At 67.6% G+C, this 15,716-nt stretch carries 14 protein-coding genes; 4 read left to right on the forward strand and 10 right to left on the reverse strand.

What is annotated here, in order from left to right; translation table 11 throughout:
* Positions 1-2 precede the first annotated feature (2 nt).
* Positions 3-950 carry an alpha/beta fold hydrolase gene (locus tag AC07O0_RS29695; RefSeq protein ID WP_494628391.1) on the forward strand — a complete coding sequence of 316 codons (948 nt, stop codon included), beginning with the start codon at positions 3-5 and terminating at the stop codon, positions 948-950.
* Here the strand turns inward: AC07O0_RS29695 and AC07O0_RS29700 are convergent.
* Both AC07O0_RS29700 and AC07O0_RS29705 read right to left on the reverse strand, forming a co-directional pair.
* Positions 947-2,947 (reverse strand): acetyl-CoA carboxylase biotin carboxylase subunit, encoded by a 2,001-nt coding sequence (locus AC07O0_RS29700; protein ID WP_494628393.1) that lies wholly within the window; start codon positions 2,945-2,947, stop codon positions 947-949. The two genes, AC07O0_RS29695 and AC07O0_RS29700, sit on opposite strands and share 4 nt — an antisense overlap.
* Before the next feature lie 191 nt (positions 2,948-3,138).
* Positions 3,139-3,540, reverse strand: a complete 402-nt coding sequence (locus tag AC07O0_RS29705; protein ID WP_494628395.1) for a hypothetical protein — start codon at positions 3,538-3,540, stop codon at positions 3,139-3,141.
* Positions 3,541-3,850: 310 nt separating this feature from the next.
* On the opposite strand from AC07O0_RS29705, the gene AC07O0_RS29710 reads away from it, so the two are divergent.
* Positions 3,851-5,227, forward strand: coding sequence for a M20/M25/M40 family metallo-hydrolase (locus AC07O0_RS29710; protein WP_494628397.1), 1,377 nt, complete (start codon positions 3,851-3,853; stop codon positions 5,225-5,227).
* Between the two features lie 27 nt (positions 5,228-5,254).
* On the opposite strand, the gene AC07O0_RS29715 is transcribed toward AC07O0_RS29710, so the two are convergent.
* The 5 genes from AC07O0_RS29715 to AC07O0_RS29735 all read right to left on the reverse strand — a co-directional run bounded on the left by AC07O0_RS29715 (position 5,255) and on the right by AC07O0_RS29735 (position 9,014).
* On the reverse strand, positions 5,255-5,935 hold the full coding sequence (locus tag AC07O0_RS29715; protein ID WP_494628399.1) for an HAD-IA family hydrolase: 681 nt from the start codon (positions 5,933-5,935) through the stop codon (positions 5,255-5,257).
* Positions 5,936-6,007: 72 nt separating this feature from the next.
* Positions 6,008-6,505, reverse strand: coding sequence for a hypothetical protein (locus tag AC07O0_RS29720; RefSeq protein WP_494628401.1), 498 nt, complete (start codon positions 6,503-6,505; stop codon positions 6,008-6,010).
* 106 nt (positions 6,506-6,611) lie between these two features.
* Positions 6,612-7,919 carry an RluA family pseudouridine synthase gene (locus AC07O0_RS29725; protein ID WP_494628403.1) on the reverse strand — a complete coding sequence of 436 codons (1,308 nt, stop codon included), beginning with the start codon at positions 7,917-7,919 and terminating at the stop codon, positions 6,612-6,614.
* Positions 7,916-8,299 carry a fluoride efflux transporter CrcB gene (gene crcB / locus AC07O0_RS29730; RefSeq protein WP_494628439.1) on the reverse strand — a complete coding sequence of 128 codons (384 nt, stop codon included), beginning with the start codon at positions 8,297-8,299 and terminating at the stop codon, positions 7,916-7,918. Before crcB ends, AC07O0_RS29725 begins: the two co-directional genes overlap by 4 nt.
* 79 nt (positions 8,300-8,378) lie before the next feature.
* Positions 8,379-9,014, reverse strand: coding sequence for a TetR/AcrR family transcriptional regulator (locus AC07O0_RS29735; RefSeq protein ID WP_494628404.1), 636 nt, complete (start codon positions 9,012-9,014; stop codon positions 8,379-8,381).
* Positions 9,015-9,116: 102 nt separating this feature from the next.
* Between AC07O0_RS29735 and AC07O0_RS29740 the strand changes: the two genes are divergently transcribed.
* On the forward strand, positions 9,117-9,782 hold the full coding sequence (locus AC07O0_RS29740; protein WP_494628406.1) for a DUF998 domain-containing protein: 666 nt from the start codon (positions 9,117-9,119) through the stop codon (positions 9,780-9,782).
* Between the two features lie 90 nt (positions 9,783-9,872).
* Entirely contained in the window at positions 9,873-11,198 is a 1,326-nt protein-coding gene (locus AC07O0_RS29745; RefSeq protein WP_494628408.1) for a hypothetical protein, read from the forward strand.
* A gap of 18 nt (positions 11,199-11,216) precedes the next feature.
* Here the strand turns inward: AC07O0_RS29745 and AC07O0_RS29750 are convergent, their stop codons facing one another.
* The 3 genes from AC07O0_RS29750 to AC07O0_RS29760 form a co-directional block, all read right to left on the reverse strand.
* Positions 11,217-12,605, reverse strand: a complete 1,389-nt coding sequence (locus AC07O0_RS29750; RefSeq protein ID WP_494628410.1) for a hypothetical protein — start codon at positions 12,603-12,605, stop codon at positions 11,217-11,219.
* Positions 12,606-12,837: 232 nt separating this feature from the next.
* Complete coding sequence (locus tag AC07O0_RS29755; protein WP_494628412.1) at positions 12,838-14,145, reverse strand: replication-associated recombination protein A; 1,308 nt, start codon at positions 14,143-14,145, stop codon at positions 12,838-12,840.
* A gap of 1 nt (position 14,146) precedes the next feature.
* Positions 14,147-15,577 (reverse strand): DegQ family serine endoprotease, encoded by a 1,431-nt coding sequence (locus tag AC07O0_RS29760; protein ID WP_494628414.1) that lies wholly within the window; start codon positions 15,575-15,577, stop codon positions 14,147-14,149.
* Positions 15,578-15,716 lie beyond the last annotated feature (139 nt).

Here is a 15,716-nt window from a genome sequence, read left to right on the forward strand (position 1 = left end):
CGATGCTGTCGCAGCCGGTACCGCATCGGAGCTCCGGCGCGGGGTCGCCGCCCTTCTTTCCTGGCTTCCGATCGCTCGATCTCGAAGCCGGCGGTGTCCGCTTTGCCGGCGTGATCGGCGGCAGCGGCCCACCGCTCCTGCTGCTGCACGGTTTCCCGCAAACCCATATCGCCTGGCGCAAGGTCGCCCCGGCCCTGGCGCGCGGGCATACCCTGATCATTCCTGACCTGCCCGGCTATGGCGCCAGCAGGCCGCAGGCATCGCGACCGCGCTGGAGCAAGCGCCGGGTCAGTGCGGCGCTGGTCGCGCTGATGCGGGCGCTCGGATACGGGCGTTTTGCGCTCGCCGGGCACGATCGCGGCGCAAGGGCCGGCTACCGCCTGGTTCTCGATCATCCCGGCATCGTCAGCGCCTTCGCCTCGCTGGCCGTCGTGCCGACGCGCGATGCGATGTCGGCCGTCGACTGTCGCTATGCCCAAAAGGCCTATCACTGGTTCCTGCTGGCGCAGGAAGCGGACCTGCCCGAGCGCCTGCTCGCCGCCGAGCCGGATCTGCTGATCGACCGCGCCTTCGCCGGCATGAACGCACTGAGCGATGCCGTCATCGAGCCGGCTGCCCGGGAGGCTTACCGTACCGCTTTCCGCAGGCCCGACGTCCAGCATGCGATCTGCGAGGATTATCGCGCCGCTTTGGACGAGGACCTGGCCTGCGACGAGGCTGATCGGGCAGCCGGCCGCAAGCTCGACTGCCCGGTGCTGGTGATCTGGCCGGGCCCGGAGAACGCCCTCGCACGGCAGGTCGGGATCTGGCGCAACTGGGCGGACGAGGTCAGCGGCGCGAGCACGAGCGGCGATCACCTCCAGCTCGAAGACAGCCCCGAACAGGTCGTCGCGGCGCTCGCGCGCTTCTTCCGGCGGCAGGCCAGCGCCGCAACCCCGGCTGAGGCCTAGGCGAATTCCATGATCACCGCGTCGACCGCGAGCGAGTCGCCCTCCTTCGCCAGGATCTTGGCGATGGTGACGTCCTTCTCGGCGCGCAGCACGTTCTCCATCTTCATCGCCTCGACCATGGCGAGCGGCTCGCCCGCCTTGACCTCCTGGCCGACGCTGACGAGCAGCGCCTTGACCAGGCCCGGCATCGGGCAGAGCAGCACCTTGCCGGTGTCAGCCGCTGCCTTCTCCGGCATCAGCGCCGCGAGTTCAGCCTCGCGCGGCGTGTAGACATGGGCGTTGGCATAGGCGCCGGCATGCCCGAGCGCGACGCCGTTCAGGATCGGCCGCACCTGCGCCGCGATCGAAACGCCATCGAGCGTGCCGCGCCAGACCGGCTCGCCCGGCCGCCAGTCGCTCGCGACCGTCAGGCTGCGTTCGGCGAAGGCGATCGTCACCGCCCCACCCTGCTCCGTGACTTCACCCTCGAAGCGCTCGCCGCCGAGCGAGACGATGCGGGTGCGCTCGAACTCGACCTTGCGCCAGCCTTCCATCTGCGCCGAGACGTGGCGTTTGCGGCTGTTCAGGCGATGGTCGCAGGCGATCGCGATCGCCGCCATGCGCAGCGCGATCTCACCGTCCGGCTGCGGCAGCGAGAAGCCTTCCGGAAACTCCTCGGCGATGAAGCCGGTCGAGAGATTGCCCGAGATCCAGCGCGGATGCTGCATCACCGCCGCGACGAAGGGGATGTTGTGGCGGATGCCGTCGATGGCGAAGGCATCGAGCGCGCGCGCCTGCGCCTTGATCGCCGCCTCGCGCGTCGGCGCATGCGTCACCAGCTTGGCGATCATCGGGTCGTAGTAGATCGAGATCTCGCCGCCCTCGAACACGCCGGTGTCGTTGCGCACGGTGGCATCGCCATCCGGCCCCTCGCTCGGCGGGCGATAGGTGACGAGCCGCCCGGTCGAGGGCAGGAAATTGCGGGTCGGGTCCTCGGCATAGACGCGGCTCTCGACCGCCCAGCCATTGAGCTTCACGTTGGCCTGCGAGATCGCGAGCTTCTCGCCATAGGCGACGCGGATCATCTGCTCGACCAGATCGATGCCGGTGATCATCTCGGTGACGGGATGCTCGACCTGCAGGCGGGTGTTCATCTCCAGGAAGTAGAACGACTTGTCCTGGCCGGCGACGAACTCGACCGTGCCGGCGCTGTCGTAATTCACCGCCTTGGCCAGCGCCACCGCCTGCTCGCCCATCTTGCGACGGGTCGCCTCGTCGAGCAGCGGCGACGGCGCCTCTTCCAGCACCTTCTGGTTCCGGCGCTGGATCGAGCATTCGCGCTCGCCGAGATAGATGACGTTGCCGTGCTTGTCGCCCAGCACCTGGATCTCGATATGGCGGGGATCGACGATGAATTTTTCGACGAAGACGCGGTCGTCGCCGAAGGAGGACGCAGCTTCAGACTTGGCCCGGGCGAAGCCCTCGGCGACCTCGCCGGCCGAATGGGCGATGCGCATGCCCTTGCCGCCGCCGCCGGCCGAGGCCTTGATCATCACGGGGTAGCCGATCTCGTCGGCTATCTTGACCGCGTGCTCGGGGTTCTCGATCACGCCGAGATAGCCCGGAACCGTCGAGACCTGGGCGGCTGCCGCTGCCTTCTTTGATTCGATCTTGTCGCCCATCGCGGCGATGGCGCCCGGATTGGGGCCGATGAAGACGATGCCGTTCTCCTTCAGCGCCTTGGCGAAGGCCTCGCGCTCGGAGAGGAAGCCGTAGCCGGGATGGACGGCCTCAGCGCCCGTCTGCTTGCAGGCGGCGATGATCTTCTCGATCTGGAGATAAGATTCGGCAGCTGGGGCTGCGCCGATATGCACCGCCTCGTCCGCCATCTCGACATGCAGCGCATCGCGATCGGCATCGGAATAGACCGCCACCGTCCTGATGCCCATGCGCTTTGCCGTCTTGATGACGCGGCAGGCGATCTCGCCACGGTTCGCGATCAGGATCTTCGAGAACATGCGTGGCGTCCCCCCGGCCCGGTGCCTTCATTGTGCAGTGCGGGCTTTACGGGAGGCAAGCGCATCCGTCCACTAATGCGAAAGTTCTGCGACGTGCGCAAACACCAGAGCCGTATCCGCGCGGGTCGGATCAACCCGCTCGGATACGGCTCCAAAATCATCCGGTGGTGAGGCGCGCCGGGCGTCGCAGGTCAGCTCGCCAGCACCACGCGCTGGGCGGTCGGGGCCATGGAGATCCGGGCATCGGCCTTGCGCAGGGCGAAGCTAACCAGCGCCTCGTCGCAGGCCTCGGCTTCGCGAACCACCTCGAAGGCGATCTTCTGCGCCAGCGGCGTCGGGCCATCGCCGGCCGAGAGCGTCGTCACCAGCCAATGAGCCTTGTCGCGGTCGATCTTGCCGGTCGGGCGGCTCTCCCAGACCGAGAAGTCGACGCAGAATGCCAGAAGCACATCGGCGAAGAGCGGCGACTTGTCGGTAACGGCGCGGTCGAGCGCTACCAGAACATCGATGATGTCGCGGGTCAGCACGGCTTCGTGCAAGATCTCGCGCTGAAGAATTCGGACGTCTTCATCGTCGATAACGCGCCTGTCCATCACGTGATCGACGAATTCGCGAAGTTCGTGGCCAATCATCGTTCAACCCCTGTCCGACGTTGTTGTGTGTCGGTTTGTCCCTGTCGTGTGAAGACGATGCGGCCGGGCCAGTCAGCAGGTGGTTAACACGCAAATCTGAACGTCCGTTCAGGTTAAACGGTACTGAGTCAGCGTGGTTGCGAGGATGTTACTGCCTTGCCGCTCCTCCCTGTCCACGAGCGCTTTTCCGGGCTGCGTCTGGAGCATTGGACGCGGTCGCGCGCGGCACTCTACCGTGATCCCGGGCCCATCTCAGGCAGGCGGCACGACCATGGCTTCTTCCGATTCTCTTGCCGCGGTTTTCGAGCATATCGAAGCCAATCGCAGCGCCTTCCTCGATCGCCTGCTCGCCTATCTGCGCCATCCCAGCATCAGCGCCGAGAATATCGGCATCGCCGAAGTCGGCGCTTTGCTGGTCGGGATGCTGACCGGGATCGGGCTTGAGACCAGCCTGGTGCCGACCGACGGGCATCCCATGGTCGTGGCGCGTTGGGAGAAGGCGCCGGGCAAGCCGACCGTGCTGCTCTACGGCCATTACGACGTGCAGCCGCCAGACCCGCTCGACAAATGGCTCTCGCCGCCCTTCGAGCCGACGATCCGCCACGGCCGGATCTATGCGCGCGGCGTCGGCGACAACAAGGGCCAGCATTTCGCCCAGATCCTGGCGATCGAATCCCATCTCGCGGTGCATGGCACACTGCCTTGCAACGTCATCCTGCTGCTGGAGGGCGAGGAGGAGATCGGCAGCCCGAACATCGCCGGCTTCGTGCGCGCCAACAAGGCCATGCTTCAGGCCGATCTCGCCGTCACCGCCGACGGGCCGCGCCATGCCAGCGGCGCGGCTGCGATCAAGTTCGGCTCGCGCGGCGTCGTCTCCTTCGAACTGCGCTGCCGCCATGCCGTCCGCGACGTCCATTCCGGCAATTTCGGCGGTGTCGTGCCGAACCCGATCTGGACGCTGGTCCACCTGCTCGGCACCATGAAGAACGCCGCCGGCGAGATCACCATTGCCGGCCTGCATGACGACATCGAAGCGCCGACGGCCGAGGAGCTCGCCGCGATCGAGGCCCTGCCGCTCGACATCGAAGCGATCAAGCGCAGCCTCGGCCTGACGCGGCTCGACGCGCCCGCCGACCGTCCCTTTTACGAGCGCCTTTGCTTCCGGCCGACACTGACCATCAACGGCTTCCATGGCGGCTATGGCGGTCCCGGCTCCAAGACCGTCCTGCCCAACGAAGCCTTGGTGAAATGCGATATCCGCCTGGTCGAGGCGCAGGACCCCGAGGACATCCTGCGCAAGGTCGCAGCGCATGTGGCTGGGCATGCACCGGAGGTCGAGTTCATCGCGGCCGATGCGGGCATGCAGCCCTCGAAGACGCCGATCGCCTCGCCCTTCACCACCCCCTTACGCCGGGCTTTCGTCGCGGCGCAGGGCGTCGAGCCGCTGCTGATCCCGGCGGGGTTCGGCAGCCTGCCCGGCTATGTCTTCACCAAGATCCTCGGCATCCCCGCCTTCGTCACGCCCTATGCCAATCCCGACGAGGCGAACCACGCCCCGAACGAGAACCTGACGCTCGACTGCTTCTATAGCGGACTGCGCACCGGCGCAGCGCTGCTGCACGAGCTCGGCCAGCTCAAGGCGTCCTGAGCCCTCTCCGAACGGCTCCAGCCGCCCTCAGGCCGGCTCCGCCATCGCCAGCCTGTCGACGATGCCGAGCAGATCGGCGCAAGCGTCGATCACATGCCGCGCGCCGGCTGCCTGCAGCGCCGCGACCGGCTGGAAGCCCCAGGAGACCGCGACCGGGGTCACACCGGCCGCCACCGCCATCTCCATGTCGAAGGTGCTGTCGCCGACCATCAGCGTGCGCTCCGGCGTCGCGCCGGTTTCGGCCATCGCCCGCAGGATCATCTCGGGATGCGGCTTCGAGATCGCATCGTCGGCCGTCTGGGTCGTCGCGAACAGCTGTCTCCAGCCATGACGTTCGATGGCGTAGTCGGCCCCGCGCCGTGACTTTCCGGTGGCGATGCCGAGCAGCGTCTGCGGCCGCTGCGACAGCCCTGCCAGCAGCTCGACCACGCCGGGGAAGAGCGGCTCGGCCAAAGACGGATCGCTCTCCGCCCGCAGCCGCATGTCGTTGAAAACGTCCCGGTAGGTCTGCGTCAGCACGTCATCCGGCTCGGCAAGCCCGGCGACCCGCATCAGCGCGATGTCGAGGGTGAGCCCGATCACACCGAGGCCAGCCTCGCGACCGGGGTGGACGCGGCCACAGCGCGCGAAAGTCTCGTATTGCGCGCCGAGGATGATCGCCTCGGAATTGATCAGCGTGCCGTCGAGATCGAAGATGATGAGATCCATGCACGGCGCTCTACAGGAGATAGCGGCAGCCCGCCATCTCCGCCGGCGCAAGGCCCTCATGCCGCGACGGCCTTATCCTTGCGGGTTGCGCCCGCACTCGGCGATCGCCGCCTTCAGGGCCTCGCCATCGAGCCCCTTGCCACGCGCCTCCTTGCGGCATTCGGCGCGCTGGGCGAGGTCCGGCCGCTTGCCATTGAAGCAGGCGACCAGCGCCGCGGTGCGCTCGGCGCCCTTGAGCCCGCCAGCATCAGCCTCCTGCTTGCAGACGGCGCGCGCCGTCGCCGCGGTCGGCTTGCCGTCGCGGGTCAAACCGTCGCTGGCATAGAGCTTCACGCCCGGAAAACGCTCCTGCATGCACTCGCGCATGGCACGACGCAGATCATCCCCGGAGAGGGCGACGTTCTCGGCATAGCAATCGCGCCGCGCCTCGGCGCGGGCAGCGCGCGGCACCGGCTCGTCGGCCGCCGTGGCGGCCGGCTTCGTGGCGACAGGCGCCGGCTGGACCTGAGCGAAACCGGAAGAAGAAAACGAAACAACGAGGCCGGCGGCAAGCAAGGCGATGCGCGACATGGAAAGCCTCCCGTGATGACGAGTTCACAGGAACAAACTTAGAACATATCGCGTTTTGTTCGACAAGTGTTCTTACGTGAGGTCACGCAACTTTCTCGTGCGGGCCCTATTCGTCCGGCGCATCGACGATCGGGTCGTAGGGCGCGTCCTCGAAGCCGAGCAGGTTCCAGCTCTGGCGCATATGCGGCGGCAGCGGCGCGCTGACGTCGATCGTGCCCTTGCCGCGCGGGTGCGGCAGCACGATTCGCCGTGCCAGCAGATGCAGCTTGTTCTGGATGCCGCCGGGCAGCTCCCAGTTCAGGATGTTGAAGTACTTGGGATCGCCGACGATCGGATGGCCGATATGAGCGGCATGGGCGCGCAATTGGTGGGTCCGCCCGGTCACCGGTTTCAGCGAGAGCCAGGCCAGCTTCTGCGCCGCGGTCTCGACCACGGCGTAATAGGTTACCGCATGCATGGCGCCATCGTCGCCATGCTGGGCGACGGCCATGCGCTGGTCGCCGTCATACGCTTCCTCGCGGGCGAGATAGGTCGAGATCCGGCCCTGGTGCACGCGCGGCACACCCGCGACCAGCGCCCAGTAGACCTTGCGGGCCGAGCGCGAGCGGAAGGTCTTGGCCAGCGTCGCCGCCGCGAAGCGCGACTTGGCGATGACGAGGCAGCCGGCCGTATCCTTGTCGAGCCGATGAACGAGGCGCGGCTTCTGCCCGTCCTTGCCGGTCAGCGCGTCGAGCAGCCCATCGACATGCCTGGTCGTGCCGGAGCCGCCCTGCACCGCAAGGCCCGCCGGCTTGTTGAGGACCATGACATCGTCGTCCTCATAGAGCGTGATCGAGCGCAGGAAGCCGATCGTGTCGGCATCGGCCTTGGCCGAGCGAGGCCGCTCCGCCGCCTGCTCCAGCTTCAGCGGCGGGATGCGCACGGTCTGGCCGGCTTCGAGCCGGTCCTTGCTGTCGGCGCGCTTGCCGTTGACGCGCAGTTCGCCCTTCCGGACGATGCGCTGGATATGGCTGAAGGAGAGCTGCGGGAAGCGCGCCTCGAGGAAGCGGTCGATCCGCATCTCGTTTTCGTCCGGCGTCACCACGAGCTGCTGCACGCCGGTCGAGAGCACCTCGGCGGTGACGGCCTTGACCTCGGCGCGCGTCGGCACATCCGTGATCGGTGGCTTGCGTGTCGCGGGCTTGCGCGGCCCCGCCGCCCTCGGCGCGGGATGGTGCGGCTTCGGGTTGCGCGTCGGCTCGGTGCGCACGACCTCCTCCTCCGCCGGGCGCGGCCTGGCCGCGGCACGGGCGGAGCGGCGTGCATCATGGCTCGGGCGCTTGCCCTTCGGCGCGCCGGAGGCAGGCGGCCTGCCGCCGCGCTTGGGGCCGTTGCCTCGTGGAGGACCGCCCGTCCCCTTGCCACCGGTTCTCATGACAGCCCCCTGACCAGAGCGAGCCCCGCGACCAGCGCCACGAGCGACAGCACGACCGAGCCAATGACATAGAATGCGGCCATCATCGCTTCGCCGCGCTCCCAGAGCAGTACCGCATCGAGAGAGAAGGCCGAGAAGGTGGTGAAGCCGCCGAGGATACCGGTAGCGAGGAAGAGCCGCGCATTCTGCGTCCAGCCCTCCCCGGCCTTGAAGGCGAGGAAACCGGCGACCAGCCCCATCACGCCGGAGCCGAGGATATTGATCGCCATCGTGCCATAGGGGAACGAGGCGCCGAGCCATTTCAGCGAGACGACGTTAACGCCGTGCCGGAGCACGCCGCCGATGCCGGCGCCGAGGAAGACGAGAGCGGTGGAAAGCATCCCCGAGGCATAGAGCGCCGCGCCAGCGCGCACAAACGAAATCCGCTGCGGATCTGTCCGTTTCGGCCCGATTCGCTCCTTACCTGACCGCTTCCGTTCCGTAGCCTCGCAGGAACGCGTCGACCGCAGCTTGCGCATAGCGGGCGAGCTCGGCCGGATCGCTGTCGCAATTGCCGCTGAACATGGCGCGGTTCAGCGGTATCCACAGCACCAGCCCGGCAAAATGGTCGGCCGCCAGCAAGGGATCGTCCATCCGCAGCCGGCCGTTGGCGACATAGCGCTGGAAGGCACCCGACAGCGTCTGGAGCACCCTGCCGAAGCCGCGGTCGAACCAGCCCTGCCCCACTTCCGGAAAGCGCTCGGCATTGGCGATCACCAGCCGGCGCAGGCGCAGCAGGTTCGGCTGCATCAGCGCCGTCAGGAACTTGTTGGCGAGCCGCCCGAGCCCCTCCCTCGGATCGTCGGAGGCGGCGAGTTCGTCCGCCACCAGCCGCAGCAACCCGTCGATATTGTCCGTGGTTGCCGCGACGATCTCGGCATAGAGCCGCTCCTTGTCGGCGAAATAGCGGTAGAGCGTCGGCTTCGACACGCCCGCCAGGGCCGCTACCTCGTCCATGGTGGTGCCGTCATAGCCCTTGCTCAGGAAGAGAGTCGTCGCCGCGTCGAGGACGGTGCCGCGCTTGCGCTCGGATCGATCGAGGGTGGCTTGCGACATGGCGCAGCGTCTCCGGGGCTTGACATCGAGAATGAAACTACACAGTTTAGTTATACTAAACCGTTCAGTTTCACCTTACCCCTTCCATTTCCGGAGAGCCAGATGAAAACCGCATCCTCCCAATCCTCGAACCGTGCCCTCCTCGCCTGTGGCGCCGTGACGGCCCCGTTCTTCTACCTCGTCGTCGCCGTGCAGCTGGCGCTCAGGCCGAGCTACGACATCCGCACGCAGCCACTCAGCTTCCTCGCGATCGGCGAGCTCGGCTGGATACAGGTCGCGAATTTCGTGCTGACCGGCGCCCTGGCGCTCGCCGGCGCGCTCGGTTTGCGCCGGGCCCTGCGCGGCCAGCGCGGCGGCATTGCGGGCCCCATCCTTGCCGGCCTCTACGGCCTCGGCATGATTGGTGCCGGGCTGTTCGGGCCCGATCCCCTCCCCGTCCCCGGCCAGGCGCCGCAGATGAGTGCCACCGGCGCCTTGCACATGGTGGCGTTCCTCGTCTCGTTCCTGTCGCTGATCGCGGCCTGCTTCGTCCTGGCGCGCCGGTTCAGCGCCGTCGGCAAGCGCGGCTGGACGCTCTACAGCATCGCCACGGCCCTGCTGGCTCCCGCGCTCGTCGCCACCGGCATGGCCAATCCCTCCTGGGCAGGCGTGATCGTCGGCGCCGCCGGTATCGTGCTCTTCGGCTGGCTCTCGCTCGTCGCCTTCGAGATCCGCAAGGAAGCGTCGGCCTCCCCAGCACTCCCGCCGCAGCCGGCGTCCGCCACCTGATCCCGCCGGTGTTCAAGCGGCGTGCGCGATTGACTTGCCACCCCCGCGACCGGCAAAACCGCCTGATAGCGTGGGGTGGTCGGCGCATCGATGGCATGCGGTTTCGAACCGGAAGGCGAGCGTATCGGCGCAGCCTGTTGGCGCGCCGCCCTGCCTGTCGGGCTCTGCCTCGCGCTGCTATCGCAGACCGCCCTCGCCGCGCCGGCCCGTTTGCCGTCCCGCCCGGCACAGGCTCCGAGCTTCGCCCGCGCCTGCACCATTACGCTCCCCGAGACCGAGCCACTCTTCGCCGGCGAACCGGCAAAACCCGCGGCAGCAGGCGAAGACGCCGCGGACGACGACAGCGACGACGAAGAGGAAGATGACGACGACGAGGACCCGCCGGAGCGCGGCCTCATCCTGCCGGGCTCGGCCACCTGCCTCTCGATCACCGGCACGGTCAGCGCCGGCATGCAGCGCGACAGCTTCCGCGCCTCGCGCAACGGCCCGCCGGCTCCCTCCGCCGCGACCTCCTCCTCGGTCAGCGCCGCCTTCCGCATCGCGACCTCGCATGAGCTCGCCTCGGGCCTGCGCATCGGCACCGCCTTCGGCTTCACCATGCAGAGCCCGGTCGATGGCGTCAGCGAGACCACGATCGACGAGGCGACGATCCTGATCGGTCCCTGGACCTTCGGCCTCGATTCCTCGCGCTTCTCGTTCTGGACCGGCGACGAGTTCATCTTCTCGACGCGCGTGCCCTCGCGCACCGTCGGCGTCATCGCGCTGGAACTGCCGCTGACCGAGAGCTGGACCGCGACGCTCGCCCTCGAGGACCCGGCGCTCGGCAACGCCTCGGTGACGGCGCCCGTCCAGACCGGGCGCCGGATGCCGGATGCCGTCGGCCGGCTGGTCTATGAGCAAGGCGGCTGGACCATCCATGGCGCGCTCGCCTTGCGCGAGATCCCCGGCACGCCCGCGCGCTTCGGCCGGGCCGGCATCCTCGGCGCGACCTATGAAGGCGAGGACTTCGGCCATGGCTGGAGCCTGACCGCCCAGATCGCCGGCGCGATCGACGGCGCGCCCTATATCGGCTCCCAGCTCGACGCCCGCCTCGTCAACCGCGTGCTGCTGGCGAGCGACGCCACGCGCGGCTTCTCAGGCCTGGTCTCAGGCCGTTTCGAATGGACCGACGAGCTCGCCAGCAACGCCTATCTCAGCCGCTACTGGCTCGAAGTGCCGCTCGCCAACCAGATCCGCGGCGAGATCAGGATCGACCGCTTCGCCGCCAATCTGGTCTGGACCCCGGTCGAGGGTTTCAAGGCCGGCATCGAAAGCTCGATCGCCTGGGCAAAGATCGCGCTGACCGGCCGCGAGATCGCGGCGGGTCTGGCGGGGCGGCAGATCTCGACGCAGCTGTTCATCGAGCGGAGTTTTTGAGCGAAAGCCGCGCCTGCCCTACCCCTTCAGGATCGACTTCATAGATTTCAACGCTTCAGCAATTGGCTTGCCGCCGACGACGATAGCTGCAGCAGCAGTCGCCACATGGCCAGACACCGATACGCCGAGCGTTTGCAGGATACCGAAGGACAGGCACAGCAACCCCGCGCGCGCCGTGCTGCCGCAGATCGCATCACGATCTCTCTCCCACCACGCCGCAATGCCATCACGGAAACGGTTCGTGCTCTTGACCAAACGCTCTTCGTCGATAGCAGACTGTTTGAAACGTGCGATCTGTTGAGCGAGATCGGCGACCTGCCGGCGCATATCCTCCAATTGCGCGATATCGCGGTCCCGCTCGAAGACAGCATCTTCTGAGTTCGGCCGGCTCTGGTGCAACTCCGAAAGACGCTGATCGATCAGCAAGGTTAGCCCAGTGCAGAGAGAAAGCAGTTCGGGGCTGCGTTCCAAAGCGGAGGCGCCAACCCTGGTTTTCGGTCGCCGCTTCTCGTGCTCTACAGCCTCAGCCGCCGACTTTTTGCTACGCCCTCTTGGCTTAGCTTTGCGCTCAACAAGTTCGTGTTCGGTAGGCAGCTTCCCCCGCTCCGCCTCGATCAGCGTCCGGATGCGCGGATTGATATGCTGCGCACCCTTGTCCCAGTCCGCCTGTGACCAGAGCATCGCCTCGACCAGGATGTGCTCGCCCGCTTCGCGCGGCAGGCCCCAAGGCGGGCGGCCGTCGCGCACCGCCTCGTACCAGTCGAGCCAAACGATGCGCCAATCTTGCGCACCGTCCAGACGGGCTGCCAAGCGGACAAAATCGGTCCAGGCATCACCGATTCTCGGCGGGACGCTGCCTTCCATCCAGAGTGGCAGCCCCGTGAGAGCCGTTGGCCCGCCTTCCATCAAATGCTGTGCATCGTGAGATAGCGCATCATTGGCGGCAGAGGCTGCCCGGGCAGAGGCGACGTGGGCGGCAGCAGTGGTGGCACGGACGGAGGCGGTGGCAGCGGAGGCGGCAACGTCGGCGACATCGACATAGTCGGCAGCGGCCTTGACGGCCTCAACGGCGAAGGCGGCGGTAGCGGCACGAGCAGCGACCGAGGCGGCGACGTCAGCATTGGAACGGAAGTAGCCGGCGGCAACTCTGAGCGCCCGGCCGTCGCTCGGCACACGAGCCGCGAGCCACGGCAGCGTCGTGGCTCGCAACAAGGGAAGAACTATGTAGGAGGGTTCGGTGTCGTACAATTCCCCTGGTCTCGGTAGCAAGATTGGCGCTAGCAGAGGCACGACCCGCAGCACCGCCCGCGCCGCCAGCATCTCAGCCCATTCGCGCGGCTTACCGCTCAGGAAGCGCTCAACATCCTCATGCGAGCGCAAATCAATCCCGCTCTCCACCGTCGTCAAGCCTGCCGCCCTCGCCCGGCGCCCACTGTCGGTAAGGCTGCCAATGATTGCAAGCGAGCGTCTGCCCTAGCGGCCCAGCGTCATTCCGGACAAGCCGCGTAGTGGCGCAGCTTCCGAATCCATCGTACGGCTCTGGTGCTCTAAGATGGTTTCCGGCGCTCCGCTTCTCTGCGGCCGGAATGACGATGGAGTGCCTTGAAGCGAAGAAGGCAACCTGAAGAAGCAGAAAATCTCACTCCCCCCTGTCCGCTCTCAGCTTCTCCCAATACTCCAGCCGCTTCCTGATCTCGCGCTCGAAGCCGCGCTCGGGCGGGTCGTAAAAGCGCTGGCGGCCGAGCGCGTCGGGCCAGTAGTTCTGGCCGGAAAAGGCGTCGGGCGCGTCGTGGTCATAGGCGTAGTCGGCGCCGTAGCCCTCGCTCTTCATCAGCTTGGTCGGCGCATTCAGGATGGTCTTGGGCGGCGTCAGCGATCCCGCCTCCTTGGCGGTGCGCATCGCCGCCTTGTAGGCGACATAGGCCGCGTTCGATTTCGGCGCGGTGGCGAGATAGATCACCGTGTTGGCCAGAGCGAGCTCGCCCTCGGGCGAGCCGAGCTGCTCATAGGTCTCGGCCGCGGCACGGGCATGCACCAGCGCCTGCGGGTCGGCGAGGCCGATATCCTCGACCGCCATGCGCACCAGCCGCCGCGCCAGAAAGCGCGGATCCTCGCCGGCATCGAGCATGCGAGCGAAATAGTAGAGCGCCGCATCCGGGTCGGAGCCGCGGATCGTCTTGTGCAGGGCCGAGATCAGATTGTAGTGGCCGTCCTGCGCCTTGTCGTAGATCGGCGCACGGCGCTGGATCACCTCGCTGAGACCCGCCTCATCGAAGATCTCGCCCGGCTTGGCGGCGCGCCAGGTCTCCTCGGCGAGCGTCAGCACCGCCCGCCCGTCGCCATCGGCGAAACGCGCCAGCGCGAGGCGCGCCTCCGGCGTCAATGGCAATTCGCGGTTCTCCAGCGCCTCGGCCCGGCCCAGCATGAAGAGCAGCGCGCCCTCGTCGAGCGCCTTGAAGGTCAGAACGCGAGCCCGCGAGAGCAGCGCCGCGTTGAGGGCAAAGGACGGGTTTTCGGTGGTGGCGCCGACCAGGGTGATCGTGCCGTCCTCCATCACCGGCAGGAAGGCGTCCTGCTGGGCCCGGTTGAAGCGGTGGATCTCGTCGACGAACAGCAAGGTGCCCCTACCCCCGAGACGGCGGCCGCGGGCGGCGTCGAAGACTTTCTTCAGATCAGCGACGCCCGAGAAGATCGCACTGATCTGCTCGAAACCGAGATCGGTCGCGCCAGCCAGCAGACGCGCAACGGTGGTCTTGCCGGTGCCGGGCGGCCCCCAGAAGATCAGGCTGCCGAGCGAGCCCGAGGCGATCAGCCGGGTCAGCACGCCGTCTTCGCCGGTCAGGTGGTCCTGGCCGGCGACCTCGCCGAGCGTCGTCGGCCGCACCCGGTCGGCGAGCGGGCGTGGGCCGGATTTGTCGAGGCCGGAGGCGGAGAAGAGATCGCTCACCTCACCCGCCGAAGGTCGAAGTCACGGTCTGGCCATTGCGCGAGATCGTCACCTCCCAGGAGCGCTTGCGTTCGCGCGTCGCCAGCTCGATCTCGCGCGAGGCAGTGATGCGCTCGCCATTGATGGCGAGGATCAGGTCGCCCTTCTGGAAGCCGACGCGGGCAGCGGCGCTGTTGTCCTCGATCTCGCCGACGACGACGCCCTCGGTCGACGGGTCGATCGAGAGCTCCTCGGCAACGGCCGGCGAGAGGTTCAGCACGGTCAGGCCCGTAAAAGGCGAGCGGCCGGCGACCTTGACCGGCTCGCGCGGGCGGGTTTCCGGCGCCGGGGTGAGCTTGACCGGCACCGTGATGCGCTTGCCGCCGCGCAGCACGGTGAGCTGCGTCGTGCCGCCGATCGGGCGCGTGGCGAAGCGGTAGCCGAAGCTCTCGGGGTCGTCGACACCGACGCCGTCGACCGCGAGGATCACGTCGGAGCGCTTGAGGCCGCCTTCCGCCGCCGGCCCCGAATCGACCACGCTGGCGACGACCGAACCGGCCGGCCGGTCGAGCCCGAGCCCATCGGCGACGTCCTGGGTCAGCGCCTGCAGCCGTGCCCCGAACCAGGGCCGGCGCACCAGCTTGGCGCCGGACTTGGCGCTCTCGATGACGACGCGGACCATGGCGGAGGGGATCGCAAAGCCGATGCCGTGGCTGCCGCCCGAGCGCGAGAAGATCGCGGTGTTGATGCCGGTGAGGCGCCCCTGCATGTCGACCAGCGCCCCGCCGGAATTGCCGGGATTGATCGCCGCGTCGGTCTGGATGAAGGACTGGGCGTCGCCGACGCCGACCTGGGTGCGCGCCAGCGCCGAGATGATGCCCTGCGTCACCGTCTGGCCGACGCCGAAGGGATTGCCGATCGCCAGCACGAGATCGCCGATCTGCAGCGTGTCGGAATCGCCGACCTCGATCGCGGCGAGGTCCTTGGCGCCCTTGACCTTGAGCACGGCGAGGTCGGTGCGCGGATCGCGCAGCACGATCTCGGCCTCGTATTCGCGCTTGTCGGCCAGCGCCACCTTCACCTCGGTCATGTTCTGGATGACGTGGTTGTTGGTGACGACGAGGCCGGTCGCATCGACGATCACGCCCGAGCCGAGCGAGCGCTGCACCTGCTCGCGCGGCAAGCCGAAGCCGCCATCGCCGAAGAAGCGGCGGAAGAACGGATCGTCCATGAACGGATTCTGCGGCCGCCGCTCGACGCGCGCGCCATAGACGTTGACGACCGAGGGCGCCGTCTTCTGCACGACGGGCGCGAAGGACAGGCTGATCTGCTGGCGCGCCTCGGGGACTTGCCGGGTCTGGGCGAGAGCCAGCGTCGACGTCCCTATCGACAGCGCAAGGCCGAGGCTCAGGGCGACGAACTGATAGCGGTTCGGCATGATGGAACGGCGCATGCCGATCTCCTTCTTGAAACAAAACGACTGCCTTGGACGTTCAATTCCTGAACCATCCATCCGCGGCAACATCCCGGACAGTCTCGGAAACACGCACTGCGCGTTTCCGTTCCGGGCCGCGAAGCACCCCACCCCGCTC

Source organism: Allobosea sp. GW821-FHT10B12, assembly GCF_059415545.1.